Source organism: Rhizobium sp. Root1220 (genome assembly GCF_001426265.1).
GTDB lineage: Bacteria > Pseudomonadota > Alphaproteobacteria > Rhizobiales > Rhizobiaceae > Rhizobium.
Window position 1 is genome coordinate 63,954 of the sequence record NZ_LMDG01000032.1, and the last position, 17,471, is coordinate 81,424.

Here is a 17,471-nt window from a genome sequence, read left to right on the forward strand (position 1 = left end):
GGCATCGAATGGACCGCTACGACTACATCATCATCGGTGCCGGGAGTGCGGGCTGCGTGCTCGCCAACCGGCTTTCCGAAGACCGCAGCAACCGCGTCCTGCTGCTCGAGGCCGGTGGAAGCGACAACTACCACTGGATTCACATTCCGGTCGGCTACCTCTATTGCATCAACAACCCGCGCACGGACTGGTGCTTCACGACCGCGCCCGAAGAAGGCTTGAACGGCCGCGCGCTGGGCTATCCCCGCGGCAAGGTGCTTGGTGGCAGTTCGTCGATCAACGGCATGATCTACATGCGCGGCCAGGCCCGGGATTACGATCTCTGGCGGCAGATGGGTTGCACCGGCTGGAACTGGGATGAAGTGCTGCCCTATTTCCGCAAATCCGAGGACCATTATCTCGGCGAGACCGCGATGCACGGCGCCGGCGGCGAATGGCGGGTGGAGAAGGCGCGCGTGCGCTGGGCGGTACTCGACGCATTCCAGGCGGCCGCCAAGGAGGCGGGCATTCCCGAAACCGCCGACTTCAACGGCGGCAACAATGAGGGTTCCGGCTATTTCGACGTCAACCAGCGCTCCGGTATTCGCTGGAACACCGCCAAGGCGTTCCTTCGGCCGGCAGCAAAGCGCAGCAACCTGACGGTTTTGACAAAGGCGCAGGTGCGCCGGCTTCTGATCGAGGAGGGGGCGGTCGCGGGGGTCGAGTTTCAGCATGGCGGCGCGGCGAAGCGAGCCTACGCAGCCAGGGAAACCATCCTGTCGGCCGGCTCGATCGGGTCGCCTCACATCCTGGAGCTTTCCGGCATCGGCCGTGGCGATATCCTGCAGCGGGCGGGCGTCGATGTCGTCAAGGAGGTCAAGGGCATCGGTGAAAATCTGCAGGATCACCTTCAGCTGCGGCTTGCCTACAAGGTGACCGGCGTGCCGACTTTGAACGAGAAAGCAAGCAGGCTGATCGGAAAGGCGGTGATCGGGCTTGAATATCTGGTCCGTCGCTCCGGCCCGATGGCGATGGCGCCGAGCCAGCTCGGCATCTTCACGCGTTCGGGTCCGGACAAGGAAACGCCGGACCTCCAATATCACGTCCAGCCGGTGTCGCTCGATAAGTTCGGCGAGCCGGTCCATCGTTTTCCGGCGATCACTGCCAGTGTCTGCAATCTGAGGCCGGAAAGCCGCGGCTCCGTGCATATCGCCAGCCCCGATTTTTTCGCCCAGCCGACGATCAGCCCGCGCTACCTCTCGACCGAACGGGATCGCGACATAGCTATCCGCTCGATACGCCTGACACGAAGGATCGTCGCGCAACCGTCCTTTGCGCGGTTCCGTCCCCAGGAATTCAAACCGGGCCCGAGCCAGCAGACGGATGCCGAGCTGGCGGCAGCCGCCCGTGATATCGGCACGACGATCTTCCACCCGGTCGGCACCTGCCGCATGGGCGGCGATCGCGAGAGTGTCGTCGACCCGCGGCTGAAATTCCGGGCGCTGGGAAAGTTGCGGATCGCTGACGCATCTGTGATGCCCGCCATCACATCGGGCAATACCAATTCGCCGACGATCATGATCGCCGAAAAGGCGGCGGCAATGATCCTGACGGACAACAGATAGGAGAATGGCATGGCAAGGATCGCATTCATCGGCCTCGGCAACATGGGTGGGCCGATGGCCGCAAATCTGGTTAAGGCGGGCCATCAGGTCACTGGCTTCGATCTCGCAGCGCCAATGTTGCAGGCGGCTGAAGCGAACGGCGTGCAGCCGGCAAGCCACATCAGCCAGGCGATCGCGGATGCCGAGGCTATCGTCACGATGCTGCCGCAGGGCAAGCATGTGCTTAGCGCCTGGACGGATATCCTTCGAGCGATCCCAGCCGGAACGCTTGTCGTCGATTGCTCGACGATCGATGTCGACAGCGCCCGCAAGGCCCACGAGATGGCCAGTGCGGCCAGTTGCCTGTCGCTCGATGCCCCGGTCTCCGGAGGCACCGGCGGTGCGACGGCGGGAACCCTGACCTTCATGGCCGGCGGCTCCGCCGAAAGCTTCGCAAAGGCAAAGCCGTTCCTTGAAGCAATGGGCAAGAAGATCGTCCATTGCGGGGAGGCGGGAGCGGGGCAGGCGGCCAAGATATGCAACAACATGATCCTTGGCATATCGATGATCGGGGTCTGCGAAGCATTTGCGCTCGGCGAGAAGCTCGGCCTTTCGCACCAGGCGCTGTTCGACGTCGCCTCGACCTCCTCGGGCCAGTGCTGGTCGATCAGCAGCTATTGCCCTGTCCCCGGTCCGGTTCCGGGATCGCCGGCCAACAACGACTACAAGCCGGGCTTTGCCGCGGCGCTGATGCTGAAGGACCTGCGGCTTTCGCAGGAGGCGGCACTGTCTGCCGGAGCCTCCACGCCGCTCGGCGCCGAGGCCGCGCAGCTCTATGGCCTCTTTGAAAAACAGGGCAATGGAGCGCGCGATTTCTCGGCCATCATCGAGATGTTGCGCGGTTGAGCCACGCACCAGTCCAAGGTGGGCGAAGGCCTGACGTCAAGTAGGCTTCGTGCCGCCGGCTGTTGCCGGGGGTGCCTGCAACTTCGGCCGCCCGGTTAACTCCAACACACCTGAATAGCGAGATGCATCCCACGGTAAAGGCGCCTGTGGTCTCCGGGCTACGCGATGGTCTGGCGCGACCTACACTTAGGTATGCTTTGTATCTCGATCTGCTGCGGATAGATTTTTCCCAGCAAGTCCTCGCTGACAATCGGTTGATTGAGGGGACTGGCGATAGCGATCCAGTACCCCGTCGGTCAAGCGCCCCATTGAAATTGTGGCCGACGCGGTCGTGTGCCGATTGCAATGCCTTTCTCGGTCGTGAGGTCTCCGGCGCCCCGACATGATGCCGCCATGCCCGGAGTATTGCAGCCTCTTGCGACGCCAAGCGCGCATCAATGCTGCCAAGAGAGGAAACCGCGAATATGAAGCACCTCAAAGCTTGCCTGGCCATCGCCGCCGCCCTCCCTTTCGCTGCGCTCGCCGTCCCGGCGAATGCAGCACCGGTGAAGAATATCGTCTTGGTGCACGGCGCTTGGGTCGATGGCTCTGGTTGGAAACCCGTCTATGATATCCTCGTGAAGGAGGGTTTCCATGTCTCGATGGTGCAGGAGCCTGAAACCTCGTTTGCCGATGACGTTGCCGCCGCCAACCGAATTCTTGATCTCCAGGATGGTCCGACGCTCCTGGTCGGCCATAGCTACGGTGGCTCGATCATCACGCAAGCCGGCGTGAACCCCAAGGTCACCGGTCTCGTCTATGTCGCTGCTCATGCGCCGGACGTCGGCGAAGACGAGGGCTCACTCGGCAAGAAGACGCCGAGCGTGCTTGGCAAGACCGAAGGCGCCATCAAGAAGACCCCGGACGGCTACACCTATCTCAACCCCGTCGACTTCCCCAAGCTGTTCGCTCCCGACCTGCCCCACGAACAGGCTGTATTCGAGTCGCGTTCTCAGGTGCTGGCCGCGTCCGAGGTATTCAGCACGCCGCTGACCGCTGCCGCCTGGAAGACAAAGCCATGCTGGGGCGTCGTCGCCGGGGATGACAAGATCATCAATCCCGATCTCGAGCGCTGGTACTACGAACGCGCCAAGTGCCCGATTACCGTGGTCAAGGGCGCCAGCCATTCGGTCTACGAGTCACATGCGAAACAAGTCGCTGCCGTTATCACGGAAGCTGCCCGCAACGTCGAAGCCGCCGCCGCAAAGATGCAGAAGTAGGCTTGCCGACGAATGGGGCGGCTGTCGAACTGACGCAGTCGCCTTCGTACCCAGTGACACCGCGGAGAGGACGATGCACTTAGCCGAGACCAACAAGACCCTGACCTGGAATGTCCTGACATCGAAGCGCCAGGGGTTAAGCAGCGAACTGCCGCCCGGGCAGGAACGATGGGCCTGGGTTGCGAATTCCTCGACCCTGATTGCCGGTGAGCGTGACGCGGTCCTTGTCGATACGTTCCTCTCGACCGAGCAATCAAAGACCCTCGTGGACTGGGTGGTCGGCAGCGGCAAGAACCTCACCGCGATCTACATCACACATGGCCATGGCGATCACTTCTTCGGGCTTGTGCCGCTTCTGCAGCGCTTCCCGCATGCGAAGGCACTTGCGACGCCCGAGGTCGTCAAGGCAATGCACGCGCAACTGCGGCCGGAATCGATCGACGGCTTCTGGCGCAAACGCCTCCCGGGCCAGATACCCGAGCGGCTCACAACGGCACAGCCACTCGATGGCGATCGACTGGAACTCGAAGGGCACGAACTTCTGGTCGTGAAAGCAGGGCGGACCGATACAGTCGATTCGACAAGCCTGCATGTTCCTTCCATAGGCCTGATCGTGGCCGGCGATGTCGTTTACAACGGGATCCACCCCTATCTTGCCGAAACAGACACGCAGAGCCGCCTGGAGTGGATCTCGGCACTCGACAGGCTCGATGCGCTGGAACCCACAGCCGTCATTGCCGGCCACAAGCTGCCGGAAAATGATGACGATCCCCGCAGCATCGCCGAAACGCGGCAGTACCTGCGCGATTTCAATCGCCTAGATGAAACGACGACGACGGCCCGCGAACTCTACGACGCAATGCTCGAACTACACCCCAACCGCGCCAATCCCGGTTCGCTTTGGCGCGGAGCGAATGCCGCAAAGGATCGGCCTTGAACGCCGCAGGCCGCCACGATCGGACGCAGGAGCAAGAATGACGATGAACTGGCAACAGAATCGCGGAGCGGTTCCATGACCGTGCACTCCAGACACGTTGACCGGCCGGTGAGGCGCCACGATCTGGCCTTCGTCAGCCCGGAGCGGTGGCACGCGGTCATCGCCGCACGCGGCGAGCTGGCTTTGGATCCGCTCGTAGCGCCCTGGGTCGAAAAAGGGCGGCCGCTGATCAGCCGACGCGCGATGCCTGGGGAAACGGATGGCGTGCCCCTGGGGCTGCCGTTGCCGCCCGCCACCGGCAAAAGAAGGCTTTCGTTTCTCATGCAGCCCGATGATATCATCGCCGTCGCGCCGCCGCCTTCGTTGATATCCGTCAGCCGGGTGGCGCCGCGTGGATGGCTGCCCACGCTGAACGCTCTCGACAAGCTCGCGAGGCGGTATTCCCTTGAAGTAAGAGTGCTCGGCAGCCTCGGCTGGTCGGCGCTCACCGGGCTCGACTACCAGACGGAGCGTTCCGATCTCGATCTCCTGCTTCACGTCCACGGCAACACGGATCTACGCCGCCTTGCCGCCGACCTGGCTCGGTTCGAGGCCAAGGCACCTATGAGGCTGGACGGAGAGTTCATCCGTTATGACGGGGCAGCCGTCAACTGGCGGGAATTCCATGCCGGTGCGCGCGAGGTCCTGGTGAAAACGGCCAGCGGTACCGCGTTGCTCGACCCGAGCATTTTCATTCATGGAGAGATGCTATCATGACGACTATCCTGGCGTTGGCCGCGCAATGGGCGCGTCGATCAGAGGTAAGAGCGGCGCCGGTTCGCGATTTCGGGATCGCGGCGAGCGCTGCGCAGAGCCTTTTGCTCGAGCTGGAAACATGGCCGAAGCCCGGTCTCGTCAGCCACGTTGATACAGGCAGTCATGACGACATGGACGCTGACACCTTCCGTCGTAGCGCCGCTGCCATCAGGCCGTATTTCCGCGCTTTGGCGGATGCGGGTGCCGAAGGGTGTGGAATGGGGCGTCTGAGGGTGATCGGACTGGAGGCCGAAGCGGCCATGTTCGCGGCGACATCGGGGATAAACACCCATCGCGGCGCCATATTCGGCCTGGGCCTGCTATGCGCAGCGGCCGGCGTCAGGGCGAGTGGCCGCGCCGATCCGGCGTTGTCCTTGGGGGAGATCGTCTCTCAGCGGTGGGGCAACGACATTCTCGACGGACCAGTGCTTTTACACAGTCACGGCGAGCGAGCGCGCCGTCGTTTCGGTGCCGGTGGTGCACGCATGGAAGCGGCGCTGGGTTTCCCCAGTGTTTACAAAACCGGCTTGCCCGCGCTTCGACGTGCCGCCGACGATGTCCCTGGAGACGCCGAAGCGGCCCGCGTGCAGGCGTGTTTTGCCCTCATTGCAGAGGTGCAGGATACGAACCTGCTGCATCGCGGTGGTCCGCACGGCCTTCGGTTTGCACGCCGTGCCGCCGCAAAATTTCTTGATGAGGGCGGTGTCGGCGCGCCCGGTTGGCGCGAGCGCGCCGGATCGGTACATCGCGGCTTCATCGACCGTCGGCTTAGCCCGGGCGGTTCGGCGGATATCCTCGCCATGACACTTTTCGTCGCAGCCTATGAAAGGCTGTCTTGCTGATGGCGAGCACGATCCTACGGACAATGGCGCAAGCCTGACGGTAGCGTTGCCGCGCGACGGTGGGCGTATCGTTCGCGGCGTTTCGTGCGGCACTTTCAGGCACTTGTGTCGGCTTTCTCAGATATGCAGTGCATGACCAAGCGCCTTGAGGGCGGCTTCCTGGATGGCTTCGCTGCGGGTCGGGTGCGCGTGGATCGTGCCGGCGATGTCTTCCAGCCGTGCGCCCATTTCCATAGCCAGTACGAAGGCCGCGGAGAGTTCGGAGGCGCCGTTGGCGACGGCCTGCAAACCTACGACCAGATTGGTGTCGGCTCTAGCCACGACGCGGACAAAGCCGTCCTCGGCATGCATGGTCATGGCGCGCCCGTTGGCGCTGAAAGGGAATTGGCCAATGCGGATGTCATACCCCTGCGTCCGCGCCTCCGCAGGGGAGACGCCTGCCGTGACAATTTCCGGATCGGTGAAGCAGATTGCCGGGATGCAGCGCTTGTCCCAGGCGCGCTTGCGTCCGGCGACGATCTCGGCCACCATTTCCCCCTGGGCCATCGCCTTGTGTGCAAGCATCGGTTCGCCCGTGACATCGCCGATCGCGTAGACGCCCCTCATTGACGTGCGGCATTGATCATCGATCCTGAGGTAGGGACCCGACCGGTCAAGGTCGAGCTCTTCGAGCCCCGAACCCGCCACCTTCGGCCGACGGCCGACGGTGACCAGGATCCGGTCGGCGGAGATCGCCTGTTCCTGCCCGTCAGCGGTCTCGACGAGGAGCCCACTGCCGTCGGGCGAAAGCCCACGTGCCTTGGCGCCGGTCAGAACACGGATACCGAGTTCGCCAAGCTTTCGCTGCACCGGCCGTACGAGATCGGCGTCATACTGCGGCAGGATCTGCGACATCGCCTCAATGACGGTTACCTCGGAGCCCAGCTTGGCGAAGGCGGTCCCGAGTTCCAGACCGATATATCCACCGCCCACGACCGCAAGCCTTTTCGGCAGGTCGGCCAGGGAGAGCGCCTCGGCGGAAGATATGACACGGTCGCCGAACGGCAGGGCGCCCAGCTCAACCGGCTCGGACCCGGTCGCGATGACCACGGTCTGGGCTCGTATTACCTGCATGCCGGTTTCGGTTTCCACATCGACGGTCTTCCCATCGCGGAAGGTCGCGCGTCCATGGACGATCTTGACGTTCGCCTTCTGCAGCAGTGCCGACACCCCGCCGTTCAGGCGTCCGACAATCCCGTCCTTCCAGGCGATCGTTTTCGCGAGGTCTATCGTGGCGCCCTCGACGCGGATGCCCAGCGGGCTCTTGCCGGCGAGCATCCGCCGTGCCGCGTCGAATTCCTCGGCTGCGTGGATCAGCGCCTTCGATGGGATGCAGCCGATATTGAGGCAGGTCCCCCCCGGCTTGCCGGCTTCGATGATGACGGTATCGATACCGAGTTGCCCCGCGCGGATGGCGCAAACGTAGCCTCCCGGGCCAGCGCCGATAACGAGAAGCTTGCAGACGATCTCTTTCATGGGCTCAACCTTCGATGAAGATGAGTGCCGGCGTTTCGAGAAGGACCCGGACGCGTTGGATGAAGGTGGCGGCGTCCCATCCGTCGACGATACGATGGTCGAAACTGGAGGAAAGGTTCATCATCTTCTTCGGCACGAACTGTGTCCCGTCCCATACGGGGCGGACGGCGATCTTGTTGACGCCGACGATAGCGACCTCGGGATGATTGATCACCGGCGTCGAGACGATGCCGCCCATAGCGCCAAGCGAGCTTATGGTGATCGTCGAGCCACCGAGTTCGTCTCGGGTTGCTATGCCGTTGCGTGCTGCTTCAGCCAGCCGGTTCATCTCCGCGGCGCAGTCCCATATGCCGCGTGCCTCGGCATGCCGCACGACAGGCACGACAAGCCCGGCCGGCGTCTGGGCGGCAATGCCGATATGGACGGCGGCATGTCGGGTCATTATGCCCGCATCGTCATCGAATGTGGCGTTGATGTCCGGCTGCTCGGCGACCGCTTTGACCATCGCCCGCATGAGGAAGGGCAAGACCGTCAGCTTTGGCTGCTCCGGCTTGCGATCGCGGTTCATGGTCGCCCTCAGATCCTCCAGCGCCGTCATGTCGATTTCCTCGACATAGGTGATGTGCGGAATGCGGGAGGTGGAGAGCGACATTTTTTCGGCTATGCGGCGCCGGAGGCCGACGAGCTTGATTTCCTCCGTCGATGTCTTCTTCGCGCGGCCAGGCCGGGCGAGGGTGGGTGCCTCGCCGCGTGCGAGAAACTGGTCGACATCCTCGCGAAGCACCCGTCCGGCCGGGCCGGTCGCCGCCACCTGCCGCAGGTCGACACCGCTTTCTCTCGCAAAGAGCCGGACCGCGGGGGAGGCGAGCGGCTTTTCTGCCGGCATCACCGGTGGCGCAGGCGGAGCTGTTGCTGCCGTCGTTGTCACTTGGGGTGCCGCTGCGGCGAGCGGCGGTGTTGGAGGTTGTGGCGCTGGAGGTGCCGTTGCTGGAATACTCGCCGGCGCCGTACCGCCTTCACCGGCAATTTCGATGCGCACCAGCGGCGCCTTGACCGCAATCTTGTCCCCGACCTCGGCGCCGAGCCAGATCACGGTGCCGGTGACCGGCGAGGGGATCTCGACGGTTGCCTTGTCGGTCATGACGGCGGCTATGACCATGTCCTCGCGAACCGGGTCCCCGGCTTTCACGTGCCATTCCACCAGCTCGGCCTCGGCAACACCTTCGCCGACATCGGGCATCTTGATGACGAATTCGCCCATCGTCAGGCCTCCATGACTTCGGTCAACGCCCGCCCGACACGCGCCGGTCCGGGGAAATAATCCCATTCCTGCGCATGCGGATAAGGCGTGTCCCAGCCTGCGACGCGCACCACCGGTGCTTCCAGATGGTAGAAGCAATGCTCCTGAACGAGTGCCGCCAGTTCCGCTCCGAAGCCCGAGGTCAAGGTCGCCTCGTGGATGACGACGCAGCGGCCGGTCTTGGAGACCGACTGGATGATGCTATCGAGATCGAGCGGCAGCAGGCTGCGCAGATCTATCACCTCGGCGTCGATGCCTGTGTCTTCTGCCGCGGCCAGTGCGACATGCACCATCGTGCCATAGGCGATGACAGTCACAGCGGTTCCCGAGCGCCGCACCTCGGCCTTGCCGATGGGGATCGTGTAGTGCTCTTCGGGCACCTCGCCGAGTTCGTGTCTCGACCACGGCGTCACGGGACGCTCGTGATGGCCGTCGAAGGGCCCGTTGTAAAGCCGCTTCGGCTCCAGGAACATGACGGGATCCGGATCCTCGATCGCGGAAATCAGAAGCCCCTTGGCGTCATAGGGATTGGAGGGCACGACGACTTTCAGCCCGCAGACGTGCGTGAAAAGCGCCTCGGGGCTCTGGCTGTGCGTCTGCCCCCCGAAGATGCCGCCGCCGGTCGGCATGCGCAGCACGATCGGGCAGGTAAAATCGCCATTCGAGCGATAGCGGATGCGCGCGGCCTCCTGCGTGATCTGATCATAGGCCGGATACATGTAGTCGGCGAACTGGATTTCGACGCAGGGCTTGAGCCCGTATGCCGCCATGCCGATCGCCGTGCCGACGATGCCGGATTCGTTGATCGGTGTGTCGAAGCAACGGGTCTTGCCGTACTTAGCCTGCAGTCCCTGCGTGCAGCGAAACACACCGCCGAAATAACCGACGTCCTCGCCGAACACCACGACATTGTCGTCGCGTCCCATCGATACGTCCATGGCGCTGCGCACCGCTTCGATCATGGTCATCCGAGCCATGTCAGTACCCCGCCTTCTGCCGCTGACGACGGATGTGCGGCGGCATCTCGGCATAGACACCCTCGAAGATATCGCGCACCGAGGGCCTGCCGCCTGCGTGCAGCGTGCCATGTTCCTCGGCCTGCTTTTGTGCCTCGATCACCTCGTCCATGATCTCGGCCTCGGCCTGAGTGTGACGTTCCTCGGACCAGACACCCTTCAGGACCAGGTGTTTCTTGAGGCGGAGCACCGGATCGCCGAGCGGCCAGGCCTCGGATTCGGTCTTGGGCCGGTAGGCACTCGGGTCATCTGAGGTGGAATGGGCGCCGACGCGATAGGTGACATACTCGATGAGCGTCGGGCCGAGGTTGCGCCGCGCACGCTCGGTCGCCCAGCGCGCCACTGCATAGACGGCAAGATAGTCATTGCCGTCGACCCGCAGCGCCGGAATGCCGAAGCCGAGGCCGCGTGCCGCGAACGTGCCGGATCCTCCCCGAGCGATCCCCTGAAACGTGGAGATCGCCCATTGATTGTTGACGATGTTGAGGACCACCGGTGCCTTGTACGTCGAGGCGAAGACCAGCGCGGAATGAAAGTCGGATTCGGCCGTGGAGCCGTCGCCGATCCAGGCCGCCGCGATCTTGCTGTCGTTCTTGATCGCCGACGCCATGGCCCAGCCGACCGCTTGCACGTACTGGGTCGCGAGATTGCCGGAGATCGTGAAGAAGCCGTGATCCTTCGACGAATACATGATGGGCAGCTGCCGGCCGCGTAGCGGATCGCTCTCGTTCGAGAAGATCTGGTTCATCATCTCGACCATCGGGTAGTCATCGGCGATCAGCAGGCCGGCCTGACGATAGGTCGGGAAATTCATGTCGCCCTTGATGAGCGCCTTGCGAAAAGCGCAGCTGACCGCCTCTTCACCGAGATGCTGCATGTAAAACGATGTCTTGCCCTGGCGTTGCGCCATCAGCATTCGGGCATCGAAGGCCCGCAGCTTCATCATGTTGCGAAGGCCCGTGAGCAGCTCGTTGTCGGACAGCATGCCGGCCCAAGGGCCGACAGCTTCGCCCTCGCGATTGAGGACGCGGATGATCGAATAGGCTAGATCGCGAATCTCTTCCGAGGCGACATCGACCTCCGGACGCGGCACTGCGCCAGCCTTGGCGATCTTGACGTTGGAAAAATCAGGATGGCCGCCCGGGCGGACGGCAGGCTCAGGGACATGCAGGCTCAGGTGAGCGTGTTCCGTCATGTCGTGTCATTCCTCCCTTTACCGGGCCGCGTCCTCTCCTCAGGAACGGGCCGGCGAGTTTGTTGCCTACAGGTTGCGCGCTATAACCATCCGCTGCACGTCGCTCGTTCCTTCGTATATCTGGCAAATGCGCACATCCCGGTAGATGCGCTCGACAGGGTAGTCGGTCATGTAGCCGTAGCCGCCATGAATCTGGATCGCATCGGAGCAGACGCGCTCGGCCATTTCGGAAGCGAACAGCTTTGCCATCGATGCTTCCGACAGACATGGAAGGCCACTTTCGCGCAGCGCGGCTGAATGGAAAACGAGCTGGCGCGCGGCCTCGATCTGCGTTGCCATGTCTGCGAGGCGAAAGGCGACAGCCTGATGCTCGATGATCGGCTTGCCGAAGGCGCTGCGCTCGCGGGCGTAATCGCGCGCCGCCTCGAAGGCAGCAGACGCCATGCCCACGGCCTGTGCGCCGATGCCGATCCGCCCACCCTCGAGATTGGCAAGCGCGATGCGATATCCGTCGCCCTCCTCACCAAGACGGAGATCCGCGGAGATGCGCATCTCGTTGAAGGCGATCTGACAGGTATCGGATGAATGCAGGCCTAGTTTTTCCTCGACGCGGATCACCTCGTAGCCGGGTGTGTCGGTCGGCACGATGAAGGCGGTGATGCCCTTCTTGCCGGCGTCAGGATCGGTGCTGGCGAAGACGATGATCACCTGGCCGTTCTTGCCGGAGGTGATGAATTGCTTGGCGCCGTCGAGCACATAATCCGCACCATCCCGGCGTGCGCGGCTGCGCAGATTGGAAGCATCCGAGCCGGCCTGCGGTTCGGTAAGTGCAAACCCGCCGATCCACTCGCCGGTCGCAAGCTTCGGCAGGAAGCGCTGTTTTTGCTCCTCGGTGCCGAACTTCAGGATCGGAACACAGCCAACCGAACTGTGGACGCTCATGATCGTGGAGCAGGGACCGTCACCGGCAGCAATCTCCTCGAGCGTGGCGGCATAGGCAACTGTACCCGTTTCGGAGCCTCCATAGGCCTCCGGAACGAGCATGCCGAGCAGGCCGAGCTGCCCCATCTCCCTCAGCTCTTCACGCGGAAAGGCATGTGAGCGATCCCGCTCGGCGGCGCCGGGCGCCAGTCGTTCCCGCGAGAAGTCACGCGCCATATCGCGGATCTGCTGCTGTACGTCGGACAGGATCATCGCTGCGTCTCCCCCCGGTTTCGTCAGTGCCGCTCGATGGCGATGGCCGTCGCCTCGCCACCGCCGATGCACAGCGCCGCCATTCCACGTGCCAGATTATACCTCTCAAGGGCTGCCAGCAGCGTCACGATGACCCGGGCGCCAGAAGCGCCGATCGGATGGCCGAGCGCGCAGGCGCCACCGTGAACATTGACCTTGTCATGAGGGAGGTCGAGATCGCGCATAGCAGCCATCGCAACGACCGCGAAGGCTTCGTTGATCTCAAAGAGGTCGACGCTGGAGAGTGGCCAGCCGGCACGCTCGGAAAGCTTCCGCAAGGCGCCGATCGGCGCGGTGGCGAAGAGATTGGGCGCTTGCGAATGGGTTGCCTGGGCGATGATCGTCGCAAGGGGCCGCAGGCCCCGTCGCTCGGCTTCAGAGCGGCGCATCAGCACAAGCGCAGCCGCGCCGTCGGAAATCGAGCTGGAGTTTGCGGCAGTCACGGTTCCGCCGTCGCGAAAAGCAGGCCTCAAGGTCGGAATCTTTTCAGGTTTCGCCTTGCCCGGCTGTTCGTCGCGGCTGACCGTTTCCTGGCCTTTGCCGGCTTTCACCTGAACCGGTGTGATTTCGGAATCGAAACAGCCGGTTGCGATCGCGTCTTGCGCTCGTCTCAGCGAGGCAATCGCATAGGTATCCTGTGCCTCGCGCGTAAATTGGTACGCCTCGGCGCAATCCTCGGCGAAGGTCCCCATCAAGCGCCCCTTGTCATAGGCATCTTCCAGTCCATCGAGGAACATATGATCGATCGTACGTCCGTGACCGAGCCGGTAGCCGCCACGGGCACGATCGAGAAGATAGGGCGCGTTCGTCATGCTTTCCATGCCGCCCGCCACCACCACGGAGGCGTTGCCGGCGGCGATCAGGTCATGCCCGATCATCGCGGCTTTCATGCCCGAGCCGCACATCTTGTTGACGGTGCTCGCACCGGTCGAAAAAGGCAGGCCGGCGCCGATCGCTGCCTGCCTTGCAGGTGCCTGCCCCTGGCCGGCGGCAAGCACGCAACCGAACACCACCTCGTCCACGGCGTCGACGGGTAGACCGCTGCGCTCAAGCGCCGCCCGAATGGCGGTGGCTCCGAGATCGGGTGCTGCCACGCCGCGGAGATCGCCTTGAAAGCCGCCGATCGGCGTGCGCGCGGAGCCGACGATCGCAATGGGGTCCTGGTATGCCATTTGTTTTCTCCCGGGCGCGTCAGCGAGCGCCCATCCGCAATGCGCCGTCGAGCCTGATGACTTCGCCGTTCAGCATGCTGTTTTCACATATGTGTTGCACCAGAGCGGCAAATTCCGCCGGATGGCCGAGCCGCGAGGGGAACGGCACGCTTTTGCCGAGCGCTTCCTGAACCTCGTGAGGCATGCCTGTCATCATGGGCGTCTCGAAGATGCCGGGCGCAATCGACACGACGCGGATTCCGAAACGGGCGAGTTCGCGTGCGATCGGGAGCGTCATCGCTACGATTCCGCCTTTCGAGGCAGAATAGGCGGCTTGCCCGATCTGGCCGTCGAAGGCGGCAGCCGATGCAGTGTTGACGATCACGCCACGTCCGCCGTCGGTATCCGGCTCCCGCTGCTGGATCGCCGCCGTGGCAAGCCGGATCATGTTGAAGGTACCGACGAGATTGATGTTGATCGCGCGTGCGAAGCTTTCAAGGCTGTGCGGCCCATCCCGCCCGATGACCTTTTCCGCCGGAGCGATACCGGCACAGTTGATCAATCCCCGGAGATTGCCGAATCCGTTCACCGCCGCGGCAACGGCCTTTTCGCCGTCCTGCGGACTGGTCACGTCGGCATGGATGTAGTGGACGATATCACCGCCGAGGTCGGCGGCGATCTTGTCGCCCGCGTCGTCGTTCAGATCAGCGACAACGACCCGAGCGCCGTTCTCGACGAGCATTCGCGTGGTTGCCGCGCCAAGGCCGGATCCCCCACCGGTGACTATAAATGTTCCTCCACGGATCAACATTGATCTGCTCCCACAGCCCAGTACCCTTGCCGGCGATCTCGTCCTCCAACGCGACCGCAACGGGACGAATTCTATGCTGGCGCACTATTGCAAGCGATGACAGAATAGCTTCATTATTTCGGACATTTTTGCCATAGTGAGACAAGGGATGGCCGAGGTCGAGAGGCGCATGATCGCGCCGGGGTTTGTCGAGGAAGCGCTGGACAGCGTACGGCGGCTGGGCAAGTCGGCGGAACTGGTTCTGGCGAAGCTGGAACTTCCGCCGACGGTGGATCGGCCAATCTCCGCCGAGAGTTACGGTGCATTGTGGCTTGCCATTGCGGGAGAGCTTGATGACGAATTCTTCGGCATGGGTGCAAGGCCGATGCGTCGCGGCAGTTTCACGCTGCTCTGTCATTGCGTACTGCACGCGCCGACGCTCGGGCATGCTCTGCGCCGAGCCTTGCGCTTTCTCGATCTCGTGCTTGAGGATCCACGCGGCGAACTCGTCATCCGCGATGGTCTGGCGCAAATCGAACTGAGGGACCTGGGAGCGGCGCGTTCAGCCTTCGCCTACCGCACCTACTGGATCATCCTGCATGGCATAACATGCTGGCTGATCGGTCGCCGCATTCCGATAAGGCTGGTCGATTTTCGCTGTGCCGAGCCGAAGCAGGGGACAGACTACCGCCTCTTCTTCGGCGCACCCGTACGGTTCTCACAACCGTTCAGCCGGCTTGGCTTTGACAGTGCGATGCTGGATCTTCCGATCTCGCGGACCGAGCAGGCGCTCAAGCAGTTTCTGCGCGGCGCTCCGGCGAACATTCTCGTGCGCTACCGCTACGATGCGGGGCTTGCTTCAAACGTCCGGCGTCGGCTCGGCGAAATGCAGCCGGGCGCCTGGTCACGTTTTGCCGATCTGGCAGCGGAGATGCGGATGCCGCCTTCGACGCTGCGCCACCGTCTACATGATGAAGGGCAAAGCTACGCCAGCATCAAGGATGAGATCCGCCGTGAACTCGCAGTCGACATGCTGCTCAACACGTCGAAGACAATAGGGGACATTGCCGCGCAGCTTGGCTATTCCGAGCCCAGCGCCTTCTTCAGGGCTTTCCGCAAATGGACGGCGAAGAGCCCGGATGCCTTTCGACGCGAGGGCAATTCATCTCTTGGTCGCGAAGGCAGCAACGGTTGAGCGACTCGATTTCGCCTCGAGTTGTCAGGCGTGGTTGGCGGCGATGTGGAGTTGGCGCCTGTGGAAAACGGGTCGACGATCTGATCGTGCTAGACAGCGATATGGGGAGGTGTTTGCATAAGGTTAGCTGGGGGGCTGGTGTGCGAGGGGTGTTACCATGGACATCGAGAGTCTCCTGGCAATGCAGGAGCGGGGCATAAGGGATCGCATTCTAGGATACCAACTCTACGACAATCCGATGTCACGGCCTGAACTCATGCCGATCTTGAACCTCGAAGAGTGGTATGCCAAGTTCGATGCCTGGCGGTTCGGCTGGTCGATGGAGGATGCGAGCAGGAAATCTGCCCGGCTAGCGTCCGATCGGAGGAGGGTTGCGACCGGAGCGCCCGGCGTCCATGATCACGTGGCGAGAACCGGATCGGCCTCTGCCATCTGACGGCGCCAAGGAAAACGACGAATGACGCAAGGGACCTTCGACTTTCCGCCGGCGGATCTTCGGACACGTGCGTTGGGCGAAATCCATGCCAGACCCTATGCGCTCGTCACCGCCCCGCGTGTAATATTCCAGCTCGCTTTCCTGACGGAGGCAGCAACGGATAGCGATCGCGACACGCTTGCTGATCTTTCCCTTTCGAGCGGTGTCGCTCCGCCGCTTCGTGAAGCCAGTCATCACGCAATAAGCTGGGGGCAGGGAACGCTCCGGTGGGAGCGGCACACTGAGTTCTCGACCTACTTTTGGGATTGTCCGGCTCCGGAAAGATTCGGAGCCGATATCCCTGTTCATCCATTCGGAGACAGTTTCTCTCCACCGGGACCTTTCATTTCGGGTATTCGTCTTGAGATCAGGTTCGATACCCCCGAGACGGTGCACGAAATCTCGGTCTTTGATCCTACGAGCCTTTGCCGTAGCGAGTTGAGAAACGGCCAGGCAACCATCTTGACGGATTTCCGACAGGATGGAGACGGATTGACGAAAATTCTGGTTATCGACCGAGGCATGTCAGAAGGCGCGCGTGGCGCGCTGGCGCAGCGATTGCTCGACATCGAGACCTACCGCACGCTTGCGATGATGGGACTTCCCCTTGCGCAATCTTTGTCACCCGACATTCGGCGGATCGAGGCCGGCCTGACGGCGATCACGCAGCGGATGAAGCAACACGCCCGTGACGAGGCAGATCCGATGCTGTCGGAGATAACGCGCCTTGCTGCCGAGCTCGAGGCCAATGCCGCGCTCAGTCTCTACCGTTTTGGAGCAAGTCGCGCTTATTACGAGATCGTTCTGGAGCGGATTCGCGCACTGGCGGAGGTCGCGCTTCCTGGAAGCGAAACGCTCGGTTCCTTTCTGGAGCGGCGTCTGGCTCCGGCCATGAGAACGTGCCAATCGGTCGAAGAGCGACAGGCGAACCTTTCGCGCAAACTTGCGCGCGCGACCTCGCTGCTGCGAAGCTGGATCGATGTCGAACTGGAGCGTATCAACACGACGGTGCTGAATTCGATGGATCGTCGGGCGCAGTTGCAGCTTCGCTTGCAACAGACGGTGGAGGGCCTCTCGGTTGCGGCGATTTCGTACTATGTCGTCGGACTTCTCGGCTATGCGGCAAAGGGCGCCCATAACTTCGGCTTCGAGATAGCTCCCGAAACTCTGACCGGTATTTCCGTGCCGATTGTCGTCGCCAGTGTGTGGCTGGTGATGCGCAGCATCAGGCGGAGGCATGCCGAGGACGACAAGCACCAGGACTTGCCGTAACGGAACG

16 protein-coding genes are annotated in these 17,471 nt (G+C 62.8%); 9 read left to right on the forward strand and 7 right to left on the reverse strand.

The window, feature by feature from the left end:
- Positions 1-8: 8 nt before the first annotated feature.
- From ASC90_RS17430 to mdcB, 6 genes are all read left to right on the forward strand, one after another.
- A complete protein-coding gene (locus ASC90_RS17430; RefSeq protein ID WP_056542860.1) occupies positions 9-1,604 on the forward strand; it encodes a GMC family oxidoreductase N-terminal domain-containing protein in 1,596 nt (531 codons plus the stop codon).
- Between the two features lie 9 nt (positions 1,605-1,613).
- The gene (mmsB, locus tag ASC90_RS17435; RefSeq protein ID WP_056542862.1) at positions 1,614-2,489 is read left to right on the forward strand and encodes a 3-hydroxyisobutyrate dehydrogenase; all 876 of its coding nucleotides are present in this window, start codon (positions 1,614-1,616) and stop codon (positions 2,487-2,489) included.
- 464 nt (positions 2,490-2,953) lie between these two features.
- Positions 2,954-3,748 (forward strand): alpha/beta hydrolase, encoded by a 795-nt coding sequence (locus ASC90_RS17440; RefSeq protein WP_056542864.1) that lies wholly within the window; start codon positions 2,954-2,956, stop codon positions 3,746-3,748.
- Positions 3,749-3,821: 73 nt separating this feature from the next.
- Positions 3,822-4,685: an MBL fold metallo-hydrolase gene (locus tag ASC90_RS17445; protein WP_056542865.1), complete on the forward strand. Its 864-nt coding sequence runs from the start codon at positions 3,822-3,824 to the stop codon at positions 4,683-4,685.
- A 75-nt stretch (positions 4,686-4,760) separates the two neighbouring features.
- On the forward strand, positions 4,761-5,441 hold the full coding sequence (mdcG, locus tag ASC90_RS17450; RefSeq protein WP_056542868.1) for a malonate decarboxylase holo-[acyl-carrier-protein] synthase: 681 nt from the start codon (positions 4,761-4,763) through the stop codon (positions 5,439-5,441).
- The gene (mdcB, locus tag ASC90_RS17455; RefSeq protein ID WP_056542870.1) at positions 5,438-6,322 is read left to right on the forward strand and encodes a triphosphoribosyl-dephospho-CoA synthase MdcB; all 885 of its coding nucleotides are present in this window, start codon (positions 5,438-5,440) and stop codon (positions 6,320-6,322) included. Before mdcG ends, mdcB begins: the two co-directional genes overlap by 4 nt.
- Before the next feature lie 117 nt (positions 6,323-6,439).
- On the opposite strand, the gene lpdA is transcribed toward mdcB, so the two are convergent.
- The 7 genes from lpdA to ASC90_RS17490 all read right to left on the reverse strand — a co-directional run bounded on the left by lpdA (position 6,440) and on the right by ASC90_RS17490 (position 14,543).
- Positions 6,440-7,837, reverse strand: coding sequence for a dihydrolipoyl dehydrogenase (lpdA, locus tag ASC90_RS17460; RefSeq protein WP_056542872.1), 1,398 nt, complete (start codon positions 7,835-7,837; stop codon positions 6,440-6,442).
- A 4-nt stretch (positions 7,838-7,841) separates the two neighbouring features.
- Positions 7,842-9,098 carry a dihydrolipoamide acetyltransferase family protein gene (locus ASC90_RS17465; protein WP_056542875.1) on the reverse strand — a complete coding sequence of 419 codons (1,257 nt, stop codon included), beginning with the start codon at positions 9,096-9,098 and terminating at the stop codon, positions 7,842-7,844.
- A 2-nt stretch (positions 9,099-9,100) separates the two neighbouring features.
- Entirely contained in the window at positions 9,101-10,114 is a 1,014-nt protein-coding gene (locus ASC90_RS17470; RefSeq protein ID WP_056542880.1) for an alpha-ketoacid dehydrogenase subunit beta, read from the reverse strand.
- A 1-nt stretch (position 10,115) separates the two neighbouring features.
- Positions 10,116-11,348: a 3-methyl-2-oxobutanoate dehydrogenase (2-methylpropanoyl-transferring) subunit alpha gene (locus tag ASC90_RS17475; protein WP_056542882.1), complete on the reverse strand. Its 1,233-nt coding sequence runs from the start codon at positions 11,346-11,348 to the stop codon at positions 10,116-10,118.
- Positions 11,349-11,414: 66 nt separating this feature from the next.
- Positions 11,415-12,542, reverse strand: coding sequence for an acyl-CoA dehydrogenase family protein (locus ASC90_RS17480; protein ID WP_056542884.1), 1,128 nt, complete (start codon positions 12,540-12,542; stop codon positions 11,415-11,417).
- 23 nt (positions 12,543-12,565) lie between these two features.
- Positions 12,566-13,753, reverse strand: coding sequence for an acetyl-CoA C-acyltransferase (locus tag ASC90_RS17485; protein WP_056542888.1), 1,188 nt, complete (start codon positions 13,751-13,753; stop codon positions 12,566-12,568).
- Positions 13,754-13,772: 19 nt separating this feature from the next.
- Complete coding sequence (locus ASC90_RS17490) at positions 13,773-14,543, reverse strand: 3-hydroxyacyl-CoA dehydrogenase (RefSeq protein WP_056542889.1); 771 nt, start codon at positions 14,541-14,543, stop codon at positions 13,773-13,775.
- A gap of 148 nt (positions 14,544-14,691) precedes the next feature.
- Between ASC90_RS17490 and ASC90_RS17495 the strand changes: the two genes are divergently transcribed.
- From ASC90_RS17495 to ASC90_RS17505, 3 genes are all read left to right on the forward strand, one after another.
- The gene (locus ASC90_RS17495) at positions 14,692-15,717 is read left to right on the forward strand and encodes an AraC family transcriptional regulator (RefSeq protein WP_056542891.1); all 1,026 of its coding nucleotides are present in this window, start codon (positions 14,692-14,694) and stop codon (positions 15,715-15,717) included.
- 157 nt (positions 15,718-15,874) lie between these two features.
- A complete protein-coding gene (locus tag ASC90_RS17500) occupies positions 15,875-16,153 on the forward strand; it encodes a CrpP-related protein (RefSeq protein WP_056542894.1) in 279 nt (92 codons plus the stop codon).
- A gap of 21 nt (positions 16,154-16,174) precedes the next feature.
- Positions 16,175-17,464 carry a DUF3422 family protein gene (locus ASC90_RS17505; protein ID WP_056542895.1) on the forward strand — a complete coding sequence of 430 codons (1,290 nt, stop codon included), beginning with the start codon at positions 16,175-16,177 and terminating at the stop codon, positions 17,462-17,464.
- Positions 17,465-17,471 lie beyond the last annotated feature (7 nt).

Coding starts and splice junctions, on each gene's coding strand:
- ASC90_RS17430 (WP_056542860.1), top strand. CDS start 9: ATGGACCGCTACGACTACATCATCATCGGTGCCGGGAGTGCGGGCTGC.
- mmsB (WP_056542862.1), top strand. CDS start 1,614: ATGGCAAGGATCGCATTCATCGGCCTCGGCAACATGGGTGGGCCGATG.
- ASC90_RS17440 (WP_056542864.1), top strand. CDS start 2,954: ATGAAGCACCTCAAAGCTTGCCTGGCCATCGCCGCCGCCCTCCCTTTC.
- ASC90_RS17445 (WP_056542865.1), top strand. CDS start 3,822: ATGCACTTAGCCGAGACCAACAAGACCCTGACCTGGAATGTCCTGACA.
- mdcG (WP_056542868.1), top strand. CDS start 4,761: ATGACCGTGCACTCCAGACACGTTGACCGGCCGGTGAGGCGCCACGAT.
- mdcB (WP_056542870.1), top strand. CDS start 5,438: ATGACGACTATCCTGGCGTTGGCCGCGCAATGGGCGCGTCGATCAGAG.
- lpdA (WP_056542872.1), bottom strand. CDS start 7,837: ATGAAAGAGATCGTCTGCAAGCTTCTCGTTATCGGCGCTGGCCCGGGA.
- ASC90_RS17465 (WP_056542875.1), bottom strand. CDS start 9,098: ATGGGCGAATTCGTCATCAAGATGCCCGATGTCGGCGAAGGTGTTGCC.
- ASC90_RS17470 (WP_056542880.1), bottom strand. CDS start 10,114: ATGGCTCGGATGACCATGATCGAAGCGGTGCGCAGCGCCATGGACGTA.
- ASC90_RS17475 (WP_056542882.1), bottom strand. CDS start 11,348: ATGACGGAACACGCTCACCTGAGCCTGCATGTCCCTGAGCCTGCCGTC.
- ASC90_RS17480 (WP_056542884.1), bottom strand. CDS start 12,542: ATGATCCTGTCCGACGTACAGCAGCAGATCCGCGATATGGCGCGTGAC.
- ASC90_RS17485 (WP_056542888.1), bottom strand. CDS start 13,753: ATGGCATACCAGGACCCCATTGCGATCGTCGGCTCCGCGCGCACGCCG.
- ASC90_RS17490 (WP_056542889.1), bottom strand. CDS start 14,543: ATGTTGATCCGTGGAGGAACATTTATAGTCACCGGTGGGGGATCCGGC.
- ASC90_RS17495 (WP_056542891.1), top strand. CDS start 14,692: ATGGCCGAGGTCGAGAGGCGCATGATCGCGCCGGGGTTTGTCGAGGAA.
- ASC90_RS17500 (WP_056542894.1), top strand. CDS start 15,875: ATGGACATCGAGAGTCTCCTGGCAATGCAGGAGCGGGGCATAAGGGAT.
- ASC90_RS17505 (WP_056542895.1), top strand. CDS start 16,175: ATGACGCAAGGGACCTTCGACTTTCCGCCGGCGGATCTTCGGACACGT.